Here is a 21,549-nt window from a genome sequence, read left to right on the forward strand (position 1 = left end):
TCTAGTGAGGCGTGAGGCCTAGTGGGTGAAGCCGGGCTCCACGTGCTCGGACGGGATGGGGCCGTCCAGGCCGTCCAGCCAGTTCACGCACTCCTCGATGTCCGCGAGCAGGTCGCGGGCCAAGTTGAAGCCAAGCCCGTTGCGAACAACAATCCGCTGGACGATCACGTCCTCGAGGTCCTCCGGCAGCGGGTAGGCGGGAATGAGCCAGCCCTTCCCGCGCAGGCGGTCGGACAGGTTGTACAGGTTCCACTTGTCGGTGTAGCCGGCCTTGAGCTTCCACGCGAAGACGGGGATGTCGGAGCCGTCGCTGACCAGCTCGAACGGCGCCATCTTGCCGATGTGCTCGGACAGGTGCAACGCCACGTTGCGGGTGGCGTTCTGCACGGCGGTGTAACCCTCGCGGCCCAGGCGCATGAACAAGTAGTACTGGAGCAGTACCTGTGCACCGGGGCGCGAGAAGTTAAGCGCGAGGGTGGGCATGTTGCCGCCCAGGTAGCTGACGCGGAAGATCATGTCCTCCGGCAGGTACTCCTCGCTGCGCCAGATCGCCCAGCCAAGGCCGGGGTAGACCAGTCCGTACTTGTGGCCCGACGTGTTGATCGACACCACGCGCGGAAGGCGGAAGTCCCAGACCAGGTCGGGCTGGATGAACGGGGCAATCATGCCGCCCGATGCGCCGTCGACGTGGACGGGGACGTTGAGGCCGGTGCGCTCCTGCAGGCCGTCGAGCGCCGCGCAGATCTCCTCGACGGGCTCGTACACGCCCGTGTAGGTGACGCCCATGATCGCGACGACGCCGATGGTGTTCTCGTCGACGAACGGCAGCATGGCCTCGCCGTCCATCGCGGGGTGCGCGGTGGAGACCGGTACCAGGCGCATCTCGATGTCCCAGTAGTTGCAGAACTTCTCCCAGCACACCTGCACGCCGGCGCTCATGACCAGGTTGGGGCGGTCGATCGACTTGCCCTCCTCGCGACGCTTGGCGCGCCAGCGGCGAGTCATCGCGAGTCCCGCGAGCATCGCGGCCTCGGAGGAGCCGACGGTCGAGGTGCCGATGGCCTTCTCGGGGTCCGGGGCGTTCCACAGGTCCGCGAGGATGCGCCAGCAGCGCGTCTCGATCTCGGCCGTCTTGGGGTACTCGTCCTTGTCGATCATGTTCTTGTCGACGGTCTCGGCGTACAGCTTCTGCGCGGAGCTGTCCATCCAGGTCGTGACGAAGGTCGCGAGGTTCAGGCGGGCGTTGCCGTCAAGCATCGCCTCGTCGTGAACCAGCTGATAGGCGACCTTCTCGTCGAGTTGCCCTTGGGGCATCTCGAACAGGGGGATGTCCTGCGTCTCGCCCGCCGACGCGAAGAGCGCGTTGATATCGACGTGATGGGGCTCGCGGCCCTGCGGTACTGGTGCGCTACTCATGCTCGAATTCCCTCTCTTGGACACGTCGAACCGCGGTGCTCGGCGTGTTGTCTAAACCTAGCGCGTCGACTCCCTCCGCGCACCAGTACCCGCAGTCGCGTAGGGCAGGCCTCCGGCTAGTTACGAGGCGACACGACGGGCGGCCGATGCGATGCCCAGCCACGTGTGTTCCACGCCCTGGAAGCACCAGCCGAGTTTTGGTGCTCCTTTGGAGATCCAGATTGCGGGGACGCGGCGGTTGCCCTCGTGTGAGCCCGCCAGCATGAAGCAGTGGTTCTTGATGAGCAGGTCCGGGAACGCTGCGTTGAAGGACAGGCCCTCCACGATGGTCAGCACCGTGCGCCCGCGCTCGGCGATGACGGGGGTCGCGTTCATCGGCTTGACGTTCTTGAACTCGTCGCCGCGCTGGACGTCGAGCAGCAGGTACACGGGGGCGTCCGGCACGCCTAGGCCGTCGACTGCGCGGTACGGCGCAATCCCGTTCTCGCCGTAGTTGCGGTCCAGAATTCCCTCCTTCTTACCCCGGCCGGCCCGCATCGTCGGCACACGGAGTTCCGGAGAGATGACCGCATCGGCGATGACGGCCACGAACGGAACGCGGTTCTCGGTGACCGTGAGATCAAGCCCGGCGGCGAGGGCATCGGCGAGGCACTGGGCCAACGGCGCCATGAGCGTTCGGAACGCCGCCTCATCCAGACCGGCAAGGCCGGGGTAGCCCATCGCGACGTACGCGTCGACTTGGCGAGCCAATTCCGAGACTGGATTCACCGCAAAGGAAGCTGGGGCGGCGGGGGCGGAAACGACGTCTGGCATGGCGCTCCTTGCGGGAGATGATGGGGTGAGCTGTGAACGTTCGCGGCCCCCGGCGTGTTCCTGCGCCCGACCCGCGCGGAAGGTCCTGGATCGATGGGCGCGTGCCCCACTAGTCTGTACTCATGCGTATTTTGGTGACAGTTAAGTTCACGCCCGACCTCCAGTCGAACCGCTCCTTCAGCGACGGCGCCGTGACTCGGACAGCCGACGACGGCTCCATGAACGAGCTCGACGAGAACGCGGTCGAGGCGGCGCTGCAGCTGGTCGAGGCCGCGGGCGAGGGCGAGGTCTACGCGCTCACCGTTGGCGGACCCGATGCCGTGGCGGCCGTGCGCAAGGCGCTCCAGTTGGGCGTGAACCACGCGATTCACGTGGACGACGATGCCGTGGCGGGCTCGGACGTTTTCGGCACCGCCGCGGTGCTCGCAGCCGCGATCCGGAAGGTGCACGACGAGGAGCCGCTCGACCTGGTAATCACCGGCATGGCCGCGCTGGATGGGCTGACCTCGATGCTGCCCACGGCGCTCGCGGCCCAGCTCGACTGGTCGCAGCTGACCCTCGCGTCGTCGCTCGAGGTCGCGGACGGCCAGGCGACCATCGTGCGTCACCTGAGCGACGCCCACGAGACCGTTACCGCGCCGCTGCCCGCAGTGGTGTCCGTGACCGACGAGCTGAACAAGCCCCGCTACCCCAACTTCAAGCTGATCATGGCGGCACGCAAAGCCGAGGTCGCCACCTGGACGCTCGCGGACCTGGGGGTCGACCCATCTTCCGTGGGCGCCGGCGCGTCGCGCACTACCGTGGTGGACGCCTCCGAGCGTCCTCCTCGCGCCGACCAAAAGATCGTGACCGACACGGGGGAGGGCGGCAAGCTCTTGGCCGACTTCCTCATCGAGAAGGGCCTGGTATGAGCGACGCGACCATCGCAGTACTGATCGAGCAGCGCGACGGGGCCGTGGCCCGCCCCTCACTGGAGGCGCTGACGCTCGCGCGCACCCTGGGCACCCCGGTGGCGGTGTGGCTGGGCGAGGACCCCAGCGCCGATGCCGTGGCCCAGCTGGCCGAGTTTGGCGCCGCCGAGGTTCGCGTCGCGGGCATCGGTGCGGAGTCTCGCTACCCCGCGAAGGCGGCCGCTGGCATCGCGGCCGCGACCACGGACGCGAAGCTGCTGCTGTTTGTGTCGACCTTCGTCAACAAGGAGATCGTGACCCGACTGGCAGCGAAAAGCGGCGCGGGCGTCGTGGTTGACGCCGCCGGAGTCGAGTTCGTCGACGGCACGGGTGAAGACAGCGCCGTCGAGGCCTTCCAGACCGTGTTCGCAGCAACGTGGAACGTACGCACCCGCATCCCGGGGACCGGTGTCGTTAATGGACCCGGCGCCATCGTGGGCCTGCGTCCCAACACCACCGCGGCATCGGCCGCAGAGGCCCCGGGCGAGGCAATCCTCGTCCACCTGGTCGTCGAACTTCCAGCGACGCGCGAGACCATCACCGCGGTCGAGCCCGTCGTGCAGGCCGAGGGCGTGCCCCTGGCCGAGGCTCCTGTGGTGGTGTCCGGAGGACGCGGAACCGGCGGCGACTACGCGCTCGTGACCGAGTTCGCGGAGCTACTCGGTGGTGCTGTGGGCGCGAGCCGCGACGCCACTGACGAGGGCTGGATTGGCCACGAGCACATGGTGGGGCAGACCGGCACCACGGTGACCCCCGCGCTGTACGTGGCGTGCGGGATCTCCGGCGCCGTCCACCACCGTGGCGGCATGCAGGCTTCCGGCACCGTAGTCGCCATCAACATGGATCCGGACGCGCCTATCTTCGAGATCTGCGACTTTGGAGTGGTGGGCTCGCTCTTCGACGTGTTGCCGCAGGCCATCGCGGCTGTCAAGGCGCACCGCGGCGAGTAGCCGCACTGGCAGCGCATCGGCCGTGCGTATTGACGCCTAGAACAGGCGGTCGTCCGTCCCTGCGTATGCGGGGTTGCCAAGTTCCCCAAAGCCACCCGGGGCGTCGGCGGGCCGGTAGCGTTGGATGAAGGTGAGGGCGCTGGGCCCGCCGCGCTCCTGGGCCACGATGTACACGGCGTCAAAGCGGCCGGTGTCATCGGTCAGGTATCCGTCGAAGCAAAGGGCAACGCGCTCCGCTGCGGAAACCGCCGCGGCTTCACGCGCGCGAGCTACGGACTCTTGCAATTCGCCCGCGTCAAATCTGACGATTTTGCGGGTGCCGTCGACGTCCTCCTCTACGAGGAAGGGGATGACGGCCCCACCGTCACTCGCGGACTTAACACCATGGTCCAGTGCGGTGAACATGAGGTCTTGCAGCGCGTCGCTGGCGGGCAGATCGGTCATGCAAACAAAAGTAGCCCAGTTTGCAGCCGCGTGTAGCGGTAGTTCCCCAGGTATTCGCCGAGCGACACCTGGACCGCCCCCCGGCGAACGCGAGGCCGTGTTGTGGCCTGGGCGCAGGCTCTAAGACGCCAATTCTGGGATTAACCTCCTGGTAACTAGTTGTTCGTGTGCCGTTCAACGTCCCGCCGAGCGAATGTCGGCGATGCCGGTTAACGTGGGACATACCGGACAAAAGGGAGAACCTGGAATGCAAAGACGCGCCATCGCCACAGCCGTAATCATCGCTCTGGGGGTGACCGTCGCATCGGCGGTCCCGTCGGGTGCCGAACCTGAAACAGGGGCCACGGCCACGGACCTGTTCTTCTCCGAATACGTCGAGGGCAGCTCGAATAACAAGGCGCTGGAGGTCTACAACGGCACGGGCGCCGATGTCGATCTGTCGGACTACGCGATCCAGCAATACTCGAACGGCTCGGCCTCGGTGAGCGCTACGTTCACGCTGAGTGGGGTCGTCGCGGCGGGGGACGTCTTTGTCTTCGCTCACAGCTCTGCCGACCCGGTGATCCTCGCGCAAGCGGACCAGACCACCGGCTCGGGACTCTTCAACGGCGATGACGCGCTCGCTCTGGTCAATGGCGCGGACACGTTGGACGTCATCGGTCAGATTGGCCTCGACCCCGGCTCGCAGTGGGGCGAGGGGCTCATCAGTACCGCGGACAACACGCTGCGGCGCAATGACGACGTCTGCGTGGGGGACACCGATGGGTCTGACGACTTTGACCCCACCGTCGAGTGGGCGGGGTTCGCCGCGAACACCTTCGACGGGCTCGGGTCCCACACCGCGACCTGCGTGGGTGACGGCGACGGTGATGGTGATGGTGATGGTGATGGTGATGGCGACGGCGACGGCGACGGCGACGGTGATGGTGATGGTGATGGTGATGGCGACGGGGACGGGGACGGTGACGTCGCGACGCCCGCGTTGATCAGCGCCATCCAGGGCGCCGGCGAGACGTCTGGGATGCTCGACCAGGTCGTAGTAATCGACGGCATCGTGGTCGGTGACTACGAGGGTGCGCAGCCCGCACTGCGAGGCTTTTACGTGCAGGAACAGGACGCCGATGCCGATGGCGACCCAGCCACATCGGAAGGCATCTTCGTCTTCAACGGCGGCGCGGACCAAGTGAGCCTCGGAGACCAGGTGAGCGTCACCGGAACTGTCGGCGAGTACCAGGGACAGACCCAGCTCTCGTCGGTGACCGACGTCACCGTGACGGCGTCCGGCCAGGCAGTCACGCCCGCGACGGTGGCGTTGCCATTCGCGGCCGCCGACTCGGCCGAAGCCTACGAGGGCATGCTCGTGACGGTTCCCCAGACGCTGTACGTGACCGAGATGTACCTCCTCGGCAGGTTCGGGGAACTCACGCTGTCCGGCGACGGCAAGTTGGACCAGCCGACGGCCATTGCAGATCCGGGCGCCGCAGCCAATGCGCTCCAGGCGACGAACGACCTCAACAGGATCAAGGTCGACGACGCAACGCAGGCGCAGAACCCTGACCCCATTGTGTTCGGTGGCGGGGGCAACCCGCTGAGCGCGACTAACCCGCTGCGCGGCGGAGACACAGTGGACGGACTCACGGGCGTCATGACCTATACCTGGGCTGGCAACTCCGCATCGGGAAACGCGTACCGGATCCGCCCCGTCGGTGACCTCAGCGACGCCGGCTTAGTGCCCGGCGGGGTGGTCCCCGCTTTCGAGTCGGCAAACCCCCGGCCCACTGCCGCACCCGAGGTTGGCGGCACGCTGAAGTTCTCCAGCTTCAACGTGCTCAACTACTTCCTGACCCTCGACGCCAGCGGAAGCCAATGCGGACCGGAGGGAAACAAGCAGGGTTGCCGAGGGGCGAACACCGCAGAGGAGTTGGACCGCCAGCGGGCCAAGCTGGTCTCCGCGCTCGGCAAGATCGACGCCGATGTCCTGGGACTGATGGAGCTGGAGAACTCCACGGGAGTCGAGCCGCTCGCGGACCTTACCGAGGCCCTGAACGCTGCCCTTGGCGAGGACGCGTACAGCTACGTCGACACTGGCGTGGTGGGCACGGACACCATCCGCGTGGGCATGATCTACGACACCCGGACGGTTGCCCCGGTGGGCGACTTTGCTGTCCTCGACTCATCGGTCGATCCGCGTTTCGACGACAGCCGTAACAGGCCTTCGCTCGCCCAGTCCTTTGAGCAGTTGAGTAATGAGGAGACCTTCACGGTGGTTGCGAACCACTGGAAGTCCAAGGGCAGTTGCCCGTCATCGGGCGCGGACGCCGATCAGGGTGACGGGGCTGGCTGCTGGAATGCGACGCGCACGGCTGCCGCCGAGGCGGTGGTCGACTGGATTGACTCGGACCCCACCGGCGTCGACGACACCGACGTCATGCTGGTGGGCGACTTGAACTCCTACGCCATGGAGGACCCGATCGATGTCCTGCGTGACGCGGGTCTGACGGACCTGGGGGCTGGCGACTACTCGTACGTCTTCGACGGCCAGTGGGGCACCCTCGACTACACGTTCGCCTCCGCCAGCATCGTCGACCAGATCACCGAAGCGGCCGAGTATCACCTCAATTCCGACGAGGCATCGGTGCTGGACTACAACACCGACTTCAAGACGCCGGCTCAGATAGCGGACCTCTACGCTCCCAACGAGTTCCGAACATCCGACCACGACCCTGTGGTGGTGGGCCTCGCGTTGGCCTCGGAGCCCGAGGTCGCGACCTGCGCCGTGCAATACACGGTGCACGGCACGTGGCCAGGAGGGTTCATCAGCCAGATCTGGGTCACCAACCTCGCTGATGAGCCTGTAAGGGGATGGGACCTCGAATGGGACTTCACTAGCGGCGAGCGGGTGTCGAACCTCTGGAGTGGCAACTCCACCCAGTCGGGCGCACACGTGTCGGTGCGTAGCTTGAAGTGGAACTCCACCATCAAGCCTGGCAAGTCGACCACGCTCGGATTCGTGGGATCGCAGGCCGCGGGCACCGCGCCTATTGAGAATGTGACGCTCAACGGCGCACGCTGCGAGGCTCGCTAGCCACTAGTTGGTGCCCGCGGTGTCAGCCTTCGGGCGGCTCTGCGGGCACCGAGTAGTGCCGCGCGGCAACCTGCCCTAAAATCGGCAAGATGGCCACTCACTACCTCGATCACGCCGCGACGACTCCCATGGTGGAGTCGGCGCGAATGGCGTACTTCGAGGAGCTGGCCCGAGTCGGAAACCCGTCCGCGCTGCACAAGTCGGGGCGACTCGCGCGCTCGGTGGTCGAGGACGCGCGCGAGCGGATGGCCAAGGCGCTGGGCGCCCACCCGACCGAGGTCATCTGGACGTCGGGCGGCACCGAGGCGGACAACATCGCTCTCAAGGGCCTGTACTGGGCGCGCCACACCGCCGATCCTCGCCGCACCCGAATCGTCACCACGGCCATCGAGCACCACGCGGGAATCGACCCCGCGCAGTGGCTCGAGAATGAGCACGGCGCGACCGCTGTGGTGTTGCCGGTGGGGCACGACGGGATCGTCGACCTGGCGGCCCTGCGAGCCGAGGTCGCCGCGCACTTCGACGAGATCGCACTGATCTCCGTAATGTGGGCCAACAACGAGATGGGCGCCATCCAGCCCATCCAGGACATCGTGAACATCGCGACGGAGCACGGCATCCCCGTCCACGCCGATGCGGTGCAGGCGGTAGGCCACGTGCCGGTGGACTTCCGCGGCTCGGGCCTCGCGACCATGGCGGTGAGCGCGCATAAGCTCGGCGGCCCCGTGGGCGTGGGCGCCCTGGTGGCCAAGCGGGAACTCACCATCACTCCCTTGACGCACGGAGGCGGTCAGGAGCGCAAGGTGCGTTCCGGCACCCTCAACGCGGCGGGGTTCCACTCCGCGGCGATCGCCGCCGAGACCGCCGTCGCGGAACTCGACTCGGAGGCGGCCCGCCTCGGCGAGCTGCAGCGCGACATGATCGCGCGCATCCGCGAGGCGATCCCCGACGCGGTGCTGTCCGGACCGGAGCCAGGTCCTCGCCGGCTGCCGGGCAACGTGCATTTCGTCTTCCCCGGTTGCGCGGCGGAGGCGATGATGTTCGTGCTCGACTCGCACGGGGTCGAGGCGTCCAACGGCTCGGCCTGTACCGCGGGAATCGCCCAGCCGTCGCACGTGCTGATGGCCATGGGGCGTACGGAGAGCGAGGCGGCGTCGACGATGCGTTTCTCGCTCGGCCACACCTCCACTGAGGCCGACGTCGAGGCGCTGATGGAGGTGCTGCCCGATGCGGTGGTGAGGGCTCGCAAGGTCGCCGGTACGTTCCACGGCGAGGCCTTCGGCTAGCTACCCGTGCGTGCCGCTCACAGGGTCAACCGTGACTGGCGCGCGCGACCACCTGATACTCCGCCCACACCCCAGCGAAAGCGCAGACGATGACGTTCCAACTTCCCCCGGCCCAGTCCCATCTCGCGAACGCCCGCGACCTCGCCGATGCCGCGCCCGGCCTGCGCCACGGAGTGGCGTTCCGTTCTGACGCGCCGCAGGAGGGTGACGAGGTACCCGCCGGACTAACCCCGTGGCCCCCGGCGACGGTCCTTGACCTACGTGGGGCGGACGAGAAGGGGAAGCCGAACTCGTTGGCCGCGACGTCACGCGTGGTGGAGCTGGACGTCCTGGCCGACGCGAACCTCGCCGGCGACGCCGCGCAGCATTCGCTCAGCTCACTCGATGCGTTGTACGGGACCATGATCGTCGGCGTGCCGGCGCGGGGACTCACTCAGGTCATCGCGGAGGTCGCGCGCGACGAGGCGCCGGTGCTGTATCACTGCTCGGCAGGCAAGGATCGGACGGGGGTCTCCTCCGCGCTGATCCTGCGGCTGCTCGGCTACGACCGCGACGTGGTCGTGGCCGACTACACCGCCACCGCGCCCAACATGATGGGCGTCATCGCGCGCATCATGCGAGGCCTCCCTCAGGAACTGATCCAGGGTGGCAACTCCCCGCTCTCGGCGGTGCCCCGCGAGATTCTCGATGCGCCCGCCTCGGCCATCGAGTCGGTGCTCGACGCGTGGGACGCGCACGACGGCGGCACCCGGGGATGGTATTTGGCGAATGGCGGGGACGAGGCGACCCTCGAAGCGCTGCGGGAGCGCCTAGTCGCGTAACCGGCGACTGCGCCGGCCGCGAGACGGTAGGCGGGCGGCTGGAGGCGGTCCCGGCATCGGCCGCCGGTTTGCGCCCCTCGTTTACACTTGACGGGTTCACCAATCTGGAGGTACCCATGCGCGTCCTAGCCGCACTTTCCGGCGGAGTCGATTCCGCGGTTGCCGCAGCGCGCGCAGTCGACGCCGGCCACGACGTCGTCGGCGTCCACATGGCACTGTCGCGCAACCGCGACGAGTACCGCTCCGGATCGCGTGGGTGCTGCTCGATCGAGGACAGCAACGACGCGCGCCGCGCCGCCGATATTTTGGGCATCCCGTACTACGTGTGGGACCTGAGCGGCGAGTTCCACGACCTGGTGGTCAAGGACTTCCTGAGTGAGTATTCGCGGGGGCGCACGCCCAACCCGTGCGTGCGCTGCAACGAGCACATCAAGTTCGACACGCTCCTTGAACGGGCGGACGCCCTCGGCTTCGACGCGGTCGCTACCGGGCATTATGCCCGCATCGACATCCGTGAGGACGGGTTACGCGAGCTGCACCGCGCGGCGGATATGGCCAAGGACCAGTCCTACGTGCTGGCCGTCATGGGCCCAGACAAGCTCGCCAAGGCGATGTTCCCGCTGGGGGAGATTGAGACCAAGGCCAAGGTGCGCGCAGAGGCCGAGGCGCGCGGGCTGGGAGTCTCAAACAAGCCCGACTCGTACGACATCTGCTTTGTAGCGGACGGCGACACCAAGGGCTTCCTCGAGCGCGCGCTCGGCCAGGAGGAAGGCGAGATCGTGGACGAGACGGGCGCCAAGGTGGGGGAGCACACCGGCGCGTACGCGTACACCGTCGGCCAGCGTAAGGGACTCGGCATTGGTCGTCCCGCGCCGGACGGCAAGCCCCGCTACGTCACCGAGGTCAACACCACCTCGAACGTGATCGTGGTGGGACCCGAGACCCTGCTCAGCGTCTACGAGCTCACCGGCGAGGACGTGGTGTGGCTCGCGCCCGATGTCCCCGCCACAGAGTCAACTGAGTGCACCGCGCAGGTGCGCGCGCACGGCGACGCGGTGCCTGCGACGGTTCAGCGCGTGATCGATGAAGAGGGGGGTGACCGCATGATGGTCAGCCTGCTCGAGCCGATGCGCGGCGTGGCGGCGGGGCAGTCTCTGGTGGTTTACCAGGGGACTCGCGTCATCGCGCAGGCGACGGTGGCTAAGCGCGTCGTCTAGGGGAACCGTGCCGGTACGCGGCTTCGCATCGCGCCGGCTGCGGGAAATGTCGCTCGCGTCGCTTGCGGGCATACAAAGCGCGCGTCGTGCGTTGGAGTACGTAGACGCATCCCCCTCGACGAAAGGCGCGACGATGACCTACCTTGCCAATGAAGACCGTTACGACGGCACTATGAAGTACCGCCGCACCGGACGCTCGGGGCTCGACCTGCCCCTGCTGTCACTGGGTTTGTGGCACAACTTTGGCGGAGACCGTCCGTTGGAGACGCAGCGCGAGATTCTGACGCGCGCGTTCGACCTGGGAATCACCCACTTCGACCTGGCCAACAACTACGGCCCGCCCGCTGGCTCCGCGGAGGAGAACTTCGGACGCGTGATGGCGACCGACCTCAAGCCCTACCGCGACGAACTGATCATCTCGACCAAGGCCGGCTGGAACATGTGGCCCGGCCCGTACGGCAGCGGTGGTGGCTCTCGCAAGTACCTTTCCGCGAGCCTAGACCAGTCGCTGAGCCGCATGGGTCTCGACTACGTTGACATCTTCTACAGCCACCGTTACGACCCCACGACGCCGCTGGAGGAGACCGCAGGCGCGCTCGACGCCGCGGTACGAGCGGGCAAGGCCCTCTACGTCGGGATCTCGTCCTACGACGCGGAGAACACCCGCGAAATGGCGCGCCTGCTGCGCGAGCTCGGGACTCCGCTACTCATCCACCAGCCCTCCTATTCGATGCTCAACCGCTGGATCGAGAACGAGGGACTGTTGGACGCGACGGACGAGGTAGGCGCCGGTGTCATCGGCTTCTCACCCCTGGCTCAGGGGCTGTTGACTCCCCGCTACCTGGACGGGATCCCCGAGGGCTCTCGCGCGACGGAAGGCTCCTCGCTCAACAAGGAATGGCTGGATGGCGACATGATCGAGCGACTGCGCTCGCTCAACGCCATCGCAGAGCGTCGCGGGCAGACCCTCGCGCAGCTTGCGCTGGCGTGGGCGCTGCGAGACGACCGGGTGACGTCACTGGTCATTGGGTCGAGTTCGGTCAAGCAGCTGGAGCAGAACGTGGGTGCGCTAGAGAACCTCGAGTTCACCTCGGAGGAGCTCTCGCAGATCGACGGATTCGCCACGGATGCCGGCATCGACATCTGGGCTGGTGCCCGAAAGGGAGAGCTGTAGCGGCCGCCGACAGCTACCCGCAAAAACCTCGAAATGTAACAAACGGGGAGCATTCGTAACGTTTCGACATGGGTTCGTAACGATTCGGTGACGAAACGCCCCTAAAGGCCCGTTCTGGATTGACACCACTTGTGGCTCAGGCCTACGGTGAACTCGATTCGTGGGAGCGCTCTCACGCACAAAGAGAGCGCTCTCCTGAGTCTGGACATCAACCCTTACTCACAAAGGAGTGAACGTGACCTATTCACGTCGTAAGACTGCACTCGGCCTCACCGCCGGTGCCGCAATCCTCGCTCTGACGGTGGCAGGCTGCTCCAGCAGCGATGACGCTGCAGAGCCCACCTCGTCGGCGACCGGCGCTATGTCGGCGTCGCCTGATGCGAACGCCGAGCCCGTAACGCTCACGCTCGCTACCTTCAACACGCCTGGCTACAACTCGATCGAGCAGCCTGACGCCGACTACCAGTTCGACCTCATCCAGGAGTACATGGACGAGAACCCGAACGTGACGGTTGTCTACGACCGCAAGGCCGAGTCCGGCGACGCTCGCACCAACTTCTTCGCAAAGCTCGGCCCGGGTGGCCTCGCTGACGTCGAAATGGTCGAGGTTGACTGGATGCCTGAGGTCATGGGCTACTCCGACCTTCTCGCAGACCTGTCGGACCCGTCGCTTGACGGCCGCTGGCTCGAGTCCAAGACGGCTGACGCCACCGACGCTGAAGGCCGCCTCATCGGCGCCGGCACCGACGTTGGACCGCAGGCCGTTTGCTACCGCTCCTCGCTGTTCGAGGAAGCCGGACTGGCTTCGGACCCCGCAGGCGTCGAGGCACTCCTCGAGGGTGACTGGGCAAACTTCTTCTCGGTTGGTCAGGACTACTACGACGCAACCGGCGAGGCGTTCTTCGACTCCACCGGTGGCATCTGGCAGGGCATGATCAACCAGATCGACCCCGCTTTCGAAGAGGCCGGCACGGACACGATCATCGCGACCGAGAACCCCGAAGTTAAGGCAGCGTACGACCAGCTGACCGAAGCCTCGATCGACCAGTCCACGCACCTCGGACAGTGGAGCGAAGACTGGTTCGCCGGTATGCAGAATGGCGCATTCGCGACCATGCTGTGCCCGCCGTGGATGCTCGGTGTGATCTCCGGTTCCGCTGGTGACACCACCGACTGGAACATCGCCAACGTGTACCCCAACGGTGGCGGCAACTGGGGCGGTTCATGGCTCACGGTTCCTGAGAACGGCGCAAACGTCGAAGAGGCAAAGAAGCTTGCTCTCTGGTTGACCTCGGCTGACAGCCAGGCCAAGGCCTTCGACAACGCAGGCACCTACCCCAGCCAGCCTGAGGCATACACGAACCCGCTGGTTGCTGAAGCATCCAACGAGTTCTTCAACGACGCACCTACGGGCACGATCTTCGCGGACCGCGCCACGGCAGTTCTTCCGTCGCCGTACAAGGGCGCGTTCTACTTCCCGATTAACACCGCTTTCTCTGACGCGCTTACGCGTGTCGACACCGGTGTTGACTCTCCTGCGGCATCGTGGGACAAGGCAGTAACGGAAATTAACAACCTCTAGGTTTTAATTTCAACCGCGGTCCGGGTCGTCGTCCTTAGGGGCGACGACCCGGATCCACCCTTGCATTCTGCATCCTGACCTCAAGGAAACCCATGGCAACCACCGACTTGCATACAGTCACCGAGACCAAGCGCGATCTACGACGCCAGCGCCTGGGCCGGTGGGACGTGAAAGCGTCCCCCTACGTGTACATAGCGCCGTTCTTTATTCTCTTCGCCATCTTCGGCATCTTCCCGATCGTCTACACCGCCGTCATCTCGATGATGGACTGGGACACGATCCGCAACACCGGCTCCTTTATCGGATTCGAGAACTTCGCTGATGTGCTCAACGACCGCAAGTTCTGGGTTGCACTGAGAAACACCTTCTCGATCTTCTTGCTATCAGCCGTACCCCAAATTCTTCTCGCGACGTTCATCGCCGCGATGCTCGACCATCAGCTACGCGCGAAGACGTTCTGGCGCATGGGCGTACTTGTGCCCTTCGTAGTGATGCCGGTCGCAGTAGGCATCATCTTCTCCAAGCTCTTCGCCGACGAGAGCGGTCTCTTCAACCAGTGGCTCGGGATGGTCGGCATCGAACCAATCAGGTGGCACGTCAACGTGCTCGCCAGCCACTTCGCGATCGCGACCATGGTGAACTTCCGCTGGACCGGCTACAACGCGCTGATCTTGCTTGCTGCCATGCAGGCGATTCCGCGAGACCTCTACGAGGCAGCGGCTATCGATGGCGCCGGCGCCGTCAGGCGATTCGTTTCGGTCACGCTCCCGCAGATCCGCCCCACCATGATCTTCGTGATTCTCACGTCGACCATCGGTGGCCTACAGATCTTCGATGAGCCCCGCATGTTCGACTCCGCCGGTAACGGAGGCGCGGACCAGCAGTGGCTGACCATCACGATGTACATGTACAACATCGGTTGGGGCGACCTGAACTTCGGTAAGGCATCCGCAGTGGCGTGGCTCCTGTTCCTCATCATTGTGGTCTTCAGCCTCATCAACCTGCTCATCACCCGTAAGTTCATCAAGAGCGACTCCCCAGGAGGCAAATAATGGCATTCCGCAAAAGCAGTGCTGTTTCCCTCAGCCGACCAACGTGGTTTGTTTACGGCGCCCTGGCCGCAGTCCTCATTGGTTCACTGTTCCCGCTGTATTACTCCTTCCTCATCGGTTCGGGCGACGCGTCATCGGTTACCGACCAGAACCTGTCGTGGATTCCCGGCGGAAACTTCTTCTCGAACGCGTCCGCGGTCCTTTCCAACCCCGCGGTGAACTTCTGGAAGGCGCTCGGAAACTCGATCATCGTGTCGACAACCGTCGCCCTTTCGACCGTCATCTTCTCCACGATCGCCGGCTACGCCTTCGCGAAGCTTAAGTTCAAGGGCAACAGCGTGCTCCTGGCCGCGGTCATCGCGACCATGGTGGTTCCGATTCAGCTGGGCGTTGTCCCGCTGTACATCCTGATGAACAAGTTTGGATGGACGGGCGAGCTCGGGGCGGTCATCGTTCCCGCGATGGTTTCGGCCTTCGGTGTGTTCTGGATGACGCAGTACTTGAGCCAGTCGCTTCCGGGCGAACTGCTCGAGGCAGCTCGGGTCGATGGTTGCAACCAGATCCGTACGTTCTGGCACATCGCCGTTCCCGCCGCTCGACCAGCTGCAGCCATGCTGTTCCTGTTCACGTTTGTCGCGGCGTGGAACAACTTCATGTGGCCGCTGATCATCCTTGATCAGTCCAACCCCACACTGCCTTTGGCGCTGTCTCTGCTTCAGGCAAACTTCTTCGTGGACTACTCACTGGTACTTGCCGGTGTGATGCTCGCGACGATCCCACTGCTGCTCCTGTTCGTCTTCGCTGGCCGCCAACTGGTCTCCGGCATCATGGCGGGCGCCGTCAAGGGCTAAGGACTCTTCATAGTCCTGATTGGAGTCGACAGTGTTGTCGAACAGTTTCACCGTCGATCGGTGCCGTCACCACAGCCTGGCTGTGGTGACGCGCCGGTCGACGCCCCGGGCCCGACCGTGAGCGGCCTCCGTACCGCAGCCCCCACTCTAGAACTGGTGGCTGAGCGGGCAGGTGTCTCGCGGGCCACGGTTTCGCGCGTGGTCAACGGCTCGCCCAAGGTTCATCCGTCGAGCGCGGCAGCGGTTCGCGCCGCGATCGCGGACTTGGGCTACGTGCCCAACAGGGCGGCTCGCTCGCTCGCTAGCCAGCAGTCCCTCGCGATCGCGCTAGTAGCTCCGGAGGACGTCACGCGCTTCTTTGGCGACGTCTATTTCGCGTCGATTGTGGCGGGCATTCACAGTCGGCTCGATCAGAGTGACTACGTGCTGAACCTGATGGTGGCAAGCCCCGACCCGAGCGCGAAGATGATGCGCTACCTCGCCGGTGGCGCGGTAGACGGCGTCGCGGTGGTCTCTCACCACGCCAGCGACCGATCCCTCGAGCGCATCAGCGGCATCCTGCCCATCGTCTTTGGCGGGCGTCCCAGCGTCGAGGGTCTCGACGCCTACGTTGTGGACGTCGACAACGTGGAGGGCGGCGCGACGGCCACCCGCAGGCTGGTCGAACGCGGCTGCCAACGGATCGCCACAGTTTCAGGACCACGCTCCATGCAGAGCGCGCTCGACCGCATCAGCGGCTGGCGGCAGGTGCTGGCCGCGAACGGACTCGAACCCGGCCCCTGCGTCGATGGCGACTACACCGTGCTTGGCGGGCAACGCGCCATGCGAGAGATTCTTGATAGCGACCCGAGCATCGACGGGGTGTTTGTGGCCTCGGACCTGATGGCCTCGGGCGCCATGCCTGTGCTCTTCGAACGCGGGTACGCCGTCCCCAATGACATCGCCTTGGTTGGCTACGACGACAGCGCCGCGGCGCAGGCGTGCAGCGTCCCGCTGACGACCGTGCGTCAGCCGTCCATGGAGATGGGGCGAGAGATGGCGAACATTCTGATTGATGTGCTCGCCGGAAACGTGGACAAGCCGCGCACCACGATCTTGCCGACGGAGCTCGTGCTGCGCGAGTCGGCGTAGCACAGCCCTCCCCGGGGCTGACCCCGGGGAGAGCGGGCGGAGATAGTGCCTTAGGGTACGACCACGATCTTCCCGCGCACGTGCCCGTCCTCGAGCGCGGCGTACGCGTCCTTGGTTTGGGCAAGTGGGAAGGCCTGCGCGAGTTCAACCTTGAGCGTGCCAGCGTCGATGAGTCGCGCGAGCTCGGTCAAGTCCGAAGTGTCGGGTCGCACCCACGCGTAGTGTCCGCCGAATTCGCTCTGGGCGCGCGGGTCGGCGACAGAGGTCACCACGCCGCCATCAGCCAGTAGTGCCGCAGTGTCGTCGAGGGAGCTGCCTCCCGCGTAGTCGAGGATGACGTCGTAGCCGCCGGGCTGAGCCTCAAGCGCGCGATCCTTGAGCCCGTCGCCGTATTCAACTCCGGTGGCGCCGAGCTCCGCGAGGTAGTCGTGGTTGCGAGCCGATGCGGTGCCCACCACGGTTGCGCCGGCGTGGACCGCTAGCTGCACCGCAAAGCTCCCGACTCCGCCCGCGGCGCCGTGAACGAGGACCTTCTGGCCCTGTTTCACGCCGGCGCGTCGCACCGTCTGGATCGCCGTCAAACCAGCGAGGGGGACCGCGCCCGCCTCCTCAAAGCTGAGGCTGGAGGGCTTGAGGGCGGCGGTACGCGCGGGGACCGCTACGCGCTCGGCGATAGTGCCGCCAACCCCGAGGATGTCCTTGCGTGCGTACGCGTACACCTCGTCGCCCACCTTGAATTCAGGGGTGTCTAGCCCCACCTGGACCACCACGCCCGCGACGTCCCAGCCCGGGACAACGGGAAAAGTGGTGTCGATCAGCTGGGCGAGGTAGCCCTCGCGGATCTTGTAGTCGACGGGATTGATGCCCGCAGCCTTGACCTCGACCACCATCGTGTCCGGACCGATGTGGGGCTCAGCGATTTCGGTCACTTCAAAAACGTCGCCGGAGCCGTACTTCTCATATGTGATTGCCTTCATGTCTGGCTCAACAGCGCCACCGACCTACACATTCCTGTCCGAGTTCGCATCCGCCGCAAGCAGAACTCCGTCAACCATGCGCAGCACGCGATCCATGCGAGCAAAGTGGTGGGCGTCGTGGGTGACGAGCAGCGTGGAGGTCCCCTCCGACGCGGTCAGTTCGAGGACAATCTCGATGATCTGGGCGCCCCGGTCCTGGTCGAGTGCGCTGGTGGGCTCGTCCACCAGTAGGACGCGGGGGCGGTTCATGAGGGCGCGCGCGACGTTCACGCGCTGGCGCTGCCCGCCGGACAATTGATGAGGGCGCCGGCCCGCCTGATCTGCGAGGCCGACCGCCTCCAGCAGGTGTGTGGCCCGAGCCGTCGCGGCCCCGCGGCTATCGCGGCTCCCGGGGGCGCCCAACTCGTTCATCACCTGCAACTGCTCGAGTGCGGTCAGCGAGGCAATGAGGTTTGCCTGCTGGAAGACGATGCCGATGCTGCGTCGGCGCAACTCGCTCGCCTGAGCGCCGCTCATCCGGGTGGCGTCGGATCCTGCGATAGCGACCCTGCCCGAGTCAGGCCTGATGAGAGTTGCCGCGAGCGCCAGCAAGCTGGACTTGCCCGACCCGGACGGCCCGGTGAGGCACGTGACGGTACCCGGCTCTACCGTGAGCGAAACAGAATCGACCGCGGTCACCCTGCTCGCGCCGTCGGGATACGTGAGCGTGACGTCGTCGAACTCGATCATCGGGCACTCCCTAGCGCTGAAAGCGGATCCACCGAGGTGACGGTGCGTACTCCGACGGCGGCGCCGCCGAGGCCCAACACGACCATGAGTGCGGCGGGCAGCGCGGTGGTGATCGGGCTGATTAGGAACGGCAACGCGGAGGGGGAGAGTGAGCCGAGGGCTATCACCACGGTGATGCCGATGCCGATGCCCACGGCGAGCACGATGGCCGCCTGGCCCAGGGCGTCCAGGGTCAGCGTGCGCGAGGACGCGCCCAGGGCCTTGAGCACGGCGATGTCGCCCGCTCGCTGAATGGTCCAGACGGTGAAGAATGCGCCAATCACCAGCGCGGAGATGCCGAAAAGCATCCCGATCATCATCCCGAGCGAGCCCACTTCCGAGGCGAACGCCGGAATCGCGGTGAGCGACGCCAGCCTGCCGCTTGCAGTGGTGTCCGTCGTCGCTGCAACGTCGTCCCACGCGGGGGCTCCCGTCACGGCGATGGCCGTCGCGTACAGGGAACTCTGCCGTTGGGCGCCGGCGAGTCCCTGCCAGTCTGAGAGCGAGGTTTGCACCACCGCAGTGTGGCTGTACCACCAGTCGCCGCCGATAGCCGATACGACAAACTCCGTGCCTGCCACGGAGACGGAGTCACCCACAGCAGCACCCAAGTCGCCCGCTGCGCCGCTCGACAGCACGATGTTCCCGGACGCGACGGACGCGAGTTCGCCGGAATCTCCTTCTGGGATCCCGTCGTACCCGAAGATCGTCACCGCGGCGTCGCCCCAAGTCGATTCCGCGCGAGCCTGCGTGATGCCGAGGGGCACGGCGGAGGTGACGCCGGCAGCCGCGGCCCACGCGTCGAGCTGATCCGCGGTCACATTGGAGGAGGAGAAGTCGGCGGTGTCGCCGGTGCCGGAGGTCGCAATCACCAGCTTGTCGAAGGGTAACGCCAGGACTCCGGAGACGTTCTGAGACGCCAGTCCGCCGGCGAGTCCGCTGAGGAAGCCCACCAGGATGGTGACCAGCGTAATCACCGAGCAGATGAGCGCGAATCGCCCGCGGGCAAACTTGAGGTCGCGAAGGGCGACGAACATGTGGGTCCTCTCGGCGCGACGTTGGGGCCCTGGCGAGGGCGATGCTCCAAGTCTCACGGGGTGGAGCCGCCTGCGCATCGGCCGCGCGAAGGGGGTCGGCGTGGGGCAAATGGGTGAGCCTCGCTACACCTTTTAGCCGATGGCGAGCCGCTGCGCTGCGCGTACGCTGTGCCGTATGGCCCACGATGCGCTCCGACCTGTTTTTGTTGGGCTGCAGGTGGGTTTACACGCCCTCTTCGCGGTCCTCACGGGTCTGGTCATTGGCCGCGCGCTCCTCGCGCCGTACCCGGGCTCGACGGCGGCCATCGTGTTGTCCCTCTTACTGATCGCCACCTACGCGTTGGGCATCCGGAAACTGGGCGGCCACGCGCCTCGCGCGAGTGCCAGCGTGTGGCTGGCCGTGCTGACCTGCGAGTGGGCCGCGCTGCTGTGGTTCACCCCCGATGCGGCCTACCTGGTCTTCCCGCTCTTCTTCCTCTACCTGCACCTGCTGGGGCGCCGCATCGGGACTGTGGTCGTGGTGCTGACGACCGTCGTGGCGATCGTCGCATTGGGCGTGCACGGCACGTGGAGTGTGGGCGGTGTAGTGGGCCCTTTGGTGGGCGCCGGCGTCGCGTTGCTGATCGGCTACGGGTACGAGTCGCTGTCGCGTGAGGCGACCGAGCGCGAACGGTTGCTCGCCCAGCTCACTGCGGCCCAGGGGCAGCTCGCCGCCACGGAGCGAGAGGCAGGGGTGCTCTCGGAGCGCTCGCGGCTTGCCCGTGAGATACACGACACCCTCGCGCAGGGTCTCTCGAGCATCCAGATGCTGCTTCACGCTGCGGAGCGGGCCGACCCAGACGGACCGGGTGTCGAACACATTCGCCTGGCCCGTGAGACGGCGGCTGCGAGCCTCGCGGACGCGCGCAGCTTCATCCGCGAACTGACGCCGCCGGACCTGGACGCACACGGGCTTGATGATGTCCTCAGGCGGTTCGCCCGCGACCAGTGGATGCGAGGCGGGCTCGAGGTGACGGTGAGCTCGGCGGACACCTCCGGGCTGCCGATGCCTGTCCAGACGGCGCTGTTGCGAATAGTCCAGGGGGCGATGGCCAACGTGATGCAACACGCGCGGGCCAAGGAGGCCAGGATCGAGCTCGTGGAGGACGCGGATACCCTCACCCTCACGGTTATCGACGACGGCATCGGTTTCGACGTCGCCGCCGCCGTGCCCACCTCGCCCGGATCGGGACAGGGTGCGGCGTTCGGCCTGCGCGCGACGCAGGAACGCGTCGAACAACTGGGCGGCACCTTCGCGGTTGAATCCGGCATCGGCCGTGGTACCTCCGTCACCGTCACGCTCGACCTCCGGGACGCATCGTGATTCGCCTCGCGATTGCCGACGACCACCCGATAGTGCGGGCGGGGCTACGGGCGATGCTCGAACCCGAGAACGACATCCACATTGTGGGCGAGGCGCCGACCGCCGACGATGCGGTGGCGATCGCCCGCGAGCTCGCTCCCGACCTAGTCCTCATGGATCTGCAGTTCGGCGCTCGGGCGGTCATGACGGGGGTGGAGGCGACGGCGCAGATAAGGGCGTTGCCGGACCCCACGCCCCACGTCCTGGTGCTGACCAACTACGACACGGACCTGGACATCCTGGGCGCGGTCGAGGCGGGCGCGAGCGGGTACCTGCTGAAGGACGCGCCGCCGGCTGAATTGCTCGCGGCTATTCGCGCGGCGGCGGCGGGGCAGAGCGCCCTCGCGCCGGCCATCGCGTCGCGACTGATGAGGCGGATGCGTGAGCCCCGCGTGCGGCTGAGTGCGCGTGAACTTGAGGTGCTCGAACACGTCGCGCGAGGCCAGGCCAACACGCAGGTGGCGGCGGAATTGTTCCTGACGGAGGCGACGGTGAAGTCCCACCTTGCGCACGTGTTCACCAAGCTTGGAGTGACGTCGCGTACCGCGGCGGTGGCTTCGGCCCGGTCCCAAGGCCTGTTGCGCTGACGCTAG

At 66.1% G+C, this 21,549-nt stretch carries 19 protein-coding genes; 13 read left to right on the plus strand and 6 right to left on the minus strand.

The features are described 5' to 3' along the window. Positions 1 to 18: 18 nt before the first annotated feature. Positions 19 to 1,416 (minus strand): glutamate decarboxylase, encoded by a 1,398-nt coding sequence (locus ACQU6B_RS03340; RefSeq protein ID WP_430868629.1) that lies wholly within the window; start codon positions 1,414 to 1,416, stop codon positions 19 to 21. 120 nt (positions 1,417 to 1,536) lie between these two features. Continuing rightward, the gene (locus ACQU6B_RS03345) at positions 1,537 to 2,229 is read right to left on the minus strand and encodes a DUF5701 family protein (protein ID WP_430868630.1); all 693 of its coding nucleotides are present in this window, start codon (positions 2,227 to 2,229) and stop codon (positions 1,537 to 1,539) included. Positions 2,230 to 2,351: 122 nt separating this feature from the next. On the opposite strand from ACQU6B_RS03345, the gene ACQU6B_RS03350 reads away from it, so the two are divergent. Further along, complete coding sequence (locus ACQU6B_RS03350) at positions 2,352 to 3,140, plus strand: electron transfer flavoprotein subunit beta/FixA family protein (RefSeq protein WP_430868631.1); 789 nt, start codon at positions 2,352 to 2,354, stop codon at positions 3,138 to 3,140. Continuing rightward, entirely contained in the window at positions 3,137 to 4,129 is a 993-nt protein-coding gene (locus ACQU6B_RS03355; RefSeq protein ID WP_430868632.1) for an electron transfer flavoprotein subunit alpha/FixB family protein, read from the plus strand. Before ACQU6B_RS03350 ends, ACQU6B_RS03355 begins: the two co-directional genes overlap by 4 nt. Positions 4,130 to 4,165: 36 nt before the next feature. On the opposite strand, the gene ACQU6B_RS03360 is transcribed toward ACQU6B_RS03355, so the two are convergent. Then, positions 4,166 to 4,573, minus strand: coding sequence for a hypothetical protein (locus ACQU6B_RS03360; RefSeq protein ID WP_430868633.1), 408 nt, complete (start codon positions 4,571 to 4,573; stop codon positions 4,166 to 4,168). A 247-nt stretch (positions 4,574 to 4,820) separates the two neighbouring features. On the opposite strand from ACQU6B_RS03360, the gene ACQU6B_RS03365 reads away from it, so the two are divergent. The 9 genes from ACQU6B_RS03365 (at position 4,821) to ACQU6B_RS03405 (ending at position 16,772) form a co-directional block, all read left to right on the plus strand. After that, complete coding sequence (locus ACQU6B_RS03365) at positions 4,821 to 7,658, plus strand: ExeM/NucH family extracellular endonuclease (protein ID WP_430868634.1); 2,838 nt, start codon at positions 4,821 to 4,823, stop codon at positions 7,656 to 7,658. A gap of 89 nt (positions 7,659 to 7,747) precedes the next feature. Then, complete coding sequence (locus ACQU6B_RS03370) at positions 7,748 to 8,944, plus strand: cysteine desulfurase family protein (RefSeq protein WP_430868635.1); 1,197 nt, start codon at positions 7,748 to 7,750, stop codon at positions 8,942 to 8,944. Between the two features lie 89 nt (positions 8,945 to 9,033). After that, a complete protein-coding gene (locus ACQU6B_RS03375) occupies positions 9,034 to 9,765 on the plus strand; it encodes a tyrosine-protein phosphatase (RefSeq protein WP_430868636.1) in 732 nt (243 codons plus the stop codon). Positions 9,766 to 9,881: 116 nt separating this feature from the next. Beyond that, a complete protein-coding gene (gene mnmA, locus ACQU6B_RS03380; RefSeq protein ID WP_430868637.1) occupies positions 9,882 to 10,982 on the plus strand; it encodes a tRNA 2-thiouridine(34) synthase MnmA in 1,101 nt (366 codons plus the stop codon). Positions 10,983 to 11,115: 133 nt separating this feature from the next. Beyond that, complete coding sequence (gene mgrA, locus ACQU6B_RS03385; protein ID WP_430868638.1) at positions 11,116 to 12,156, plus strand: L-glyceraldehyde 3-phosphate reductase; 1,041 nt, start codon at positions 11,116 to 11,118, stop codon at positions 12,154 to 12,156. 235 nt (positions 12,157 to 12,391) lie between these two features. After that, positions 12,392 to 13,738, plus strand: a complete 1,347-nt coding sequence (locus ACQU6B_RS03390; RefSeq protein ID WP_430868639.1) for an extracellular solute-binding protein — start codon at positions 12,392 to 12,394, stop codon at positions 13,736 to 13,738. A gap of 92 nt (positions 13,739 to 13,830) precedes the next feature. Further along, the gene (locus tag ACQU6B_RS03395) at positions 13,831 to 14,790 is read left to right on the plus strand and encodes a carbohydrate ABC transporter permease (RefSeq protein WP_430868640.1); all 960 of its coding nucleotides are present in this window, start codon (positions 13,831 to 13,833) and stop codon (positions 14,788 to 14,790) included. Further along, positions 14,790 to 15,641 carry a carbohydrate ABC transporter permease gene (locus tag ACQU6B_RS03400; RefSeq protein ID WP_430868641.1) on the plus strand — a complete coding sequence of 284 codons (852 nt, stop codon included), beginning with the start codon at positions 14,790 to 14,792 and terminating at the stop codon, positions 15,639 to 15,641. Before ACQU6B_RS03395 ends, ACQU6B_RS03400 begins: the two co-directional genes overlap by 1 nt. A gap of 156 nt (positions 15,642 to 15,797) precedes the next feature. Next, positions 15,798 to 16,772 carry a LacI family DNA-binding transcriptional regulator gene (locus ACQU6B_RS03405; RefSeq protein WP_430868642.1) on the plus strand — a complete coding sequence of 325 codons (975 nt, stop codon included), beginning with the start codon at positions 15,798 to 15,800 and terminating at the stop codon, positions 16,770 to 16,772. 50 nt (positions 16,773 to 16,822) lie between these two features. Here the strand turns inward: ACQU6B_RS03405 and ACQU6B_RS03410 are convergent, their stop codons facing one another. From ACQU6B_RS03410 to ACQU6B_RS03420, 3 genes are read right to left on the minus strand one after another with little or no spacing between them, the layout of a single operon-like run. After that, a complete protein-coding gene (locus ACQU6B_RS03410; protein ID WP_430868643.1) occupies positions 16,823 to 17,749 on the minus strand; it encodes an NADP-dependent oxidoreductase in 927 nt (308 codons plus the stop codon). 24 nt (positions 17,750 to 17,773) lie between these two features. Continuing rightward, complete coding sequence (locus ACQU6B_RS03415; protein ID WP_430868644.1) at positions 17,774 to 18,478, minus strand: ABC transporter ATP-binding protein; 705 nt, start codon at positions 18,476 to 18,478, stop codon at positions 17,774 to 17,776. After that, entirely contained in the window at positions 18,475 to 19,554 is a 1,080-nt protein-coding gene (locus tag ACQU6B_RS03420) for an ABC transporter permease (protein ID WP_430868645.1), read from the minus strand. Before ACQU6B_RS03420 ends, ACQU6B_RS03415 begins: the two co-directional genes overlap by 4 nt. Before the next feature lie 175 nt (positions 19,555 to 19,729). Between ACQU6B_RS03420 and ACQU6B_RS03425 the strand changes: the two genes are divergently transcribed. Together ACQU6B_RS03425 and ACQU6B_RS03430 are read left to right on the plus strand one after the other, a co-directional pair. Beyond that, positions 19,730 to 20,917: a sensor histidine kinase gene (locus ACQU6B_RS03425; RefSeq protein WP_430868646.1), complete on the plus strand. Its 1,188-nt coding sequence runs from the start codon at positions 19,730 to 19,732 to the stop codon at positions 20,915 to 20,917. After that, positions 20,914 to 21,543 carry a response regulator transcription factor gene (locus ACQU6B_RS03430; RefSeq protein WP_430868647.1) on the plus strand — a complete coding sequence of 210 codons (630 nt, stop codon included), beginning with the start codon at positions 20,914 to 20,916 and terminating at the stop codon, positions 21,541 to 21,543. Before ACQU6B_RS03425 ends, ACQU6B_RS03430 begins: the two co-directional genes overlap by 4 nt. Positions 21,544 to 21,549: the final 6 nt, after the last annotated feature.

Source organism: Demequina aurantiaca, from assembly GCF_050598105.1.
Lineage (GTDB): Bacteria > Actinomycetota > Actinomycetes > Actinomycetales > Demequinaceae > Demequina > Demequina aurantiaca_A.

Excerpts from the sequence above, each read along its gene's own strand:
- ACQU6B_RS03340 (WP_430868629.1), bottom strand. The coding sequence starts at position 1,416 with ATGAGTAGCGCACCAGTACCGCAGGGCCGCGAGCCCCATCACGTCGAT.
- ACQU6B_RS03345 (WP_430868630.1), bottom strand. The coding sequence starts at position 2,229 with ATGCCAGACGTCGTTTCCGCCCCCGCCGCCCCAGCTTCCTTTGCGGTG.
- ACQU6B_RS03350 (WP_430868631.1), top strand. The coding sequence starts at position 2,352 with ATGCGTATTTTGGTGACAGTTAAGTTCACGCCCGACCTCCAGTCGAAC.
- ACQU6B_RS03355 (WP_430868632.1), top strand. The coding sequence starts at position 3,137 with ATGAGCGACGCGACCATCGCAGTACTGATCGAGCAGCGCGACGGGGCC.
- ACQU6B_RS03360 (WP_430868633.1), bottom strand. The coding sequence starts at position 4,573 with ATGACCGATCTGCCCGCCAGCGACGCGCTGCAAGACCTCATGTTCACC.
- ACQU6B_RS03365 (WP_430868634.1), top strand. The coding sequence starts at position 4,821 with ATGCAAAGACGCGCCATCGCCACAGCCGTAATCATCGCTCTGGGGGTG.
- ACQU6B_RS03370 (WP_430868635.1), top strand. The coding sequence starts at position 7,748 with ATGGCCACTCACTACCTCGATCACGCCGCGACGACTCCCATGGTGGAG.
- ACQU6B_RS03375 (WP_430868636.1), top strand. The coding sequence starts at position 9,034 with ATGACGTTCCAACTTCCCCCGGCCCAGTCCCATCTCGCGAACGCCCGC.
- mnmA (WP_430868637.1), top strand. The coding sequence starts at position 9,882 with ATGCGCGTCCTAGCCGCACTTTCCGGCGGAGTCGATTCCGCGGTTGCC.
- mgrA (WP_430868638.1), top strand. The coding sequence starts at position 11,116 with ATGACCTACCTTGCCAATGAAGACCGTTACGACGGCACTATGAAGTAC.
- ACQU6B_RS03395 (WP_430868640.1), top strand. The coding sequence starts at position 13,831 with ATGGCAACCACCGACTTGCATACAGTCACCGAGACCAAGCGCGATCTA.
- ACQU6B_RS03400 (WP_430868641.1), top strand. The coding sequence starts at position 14,790 with ATGGCATTCCGCAAAAGCAGTGCTGTTTCCCTCAGCCGACCAACGTGG.
- ACQU6B_RS03410 (WP_430868643.1), bottom strand. The coding sequence starts at position 17,749 with ATGAAGGCAATCACATATGAGAAGTACGGCTCCGGCGACGTTTTTGAA.
- ACQU6B_RS03415 (WP_430868644.1), bottom strand. The coding sequence starts at position 18,478 with ATGATCGAGTTCGACGACGTCACGCTCACGTATCCCGACGGCGCGAGC.
- ACQU6B_RS03420 (WP_430868645.1), bottom strand. The coding sequence starts at position 19,554 with ATGTTCGTCGCCCTTCGCGACCTCAAGTTTGCCCGCGGGCGATTCGCG.
- ACQU6B_RS03425 (WP_430868646.1), top strand. The coding sequence starts at position 19,730 with ATGGCCCACGATGCGCTCCGACCTGTTTTTGTTGGGCTGCAGGTGGGT.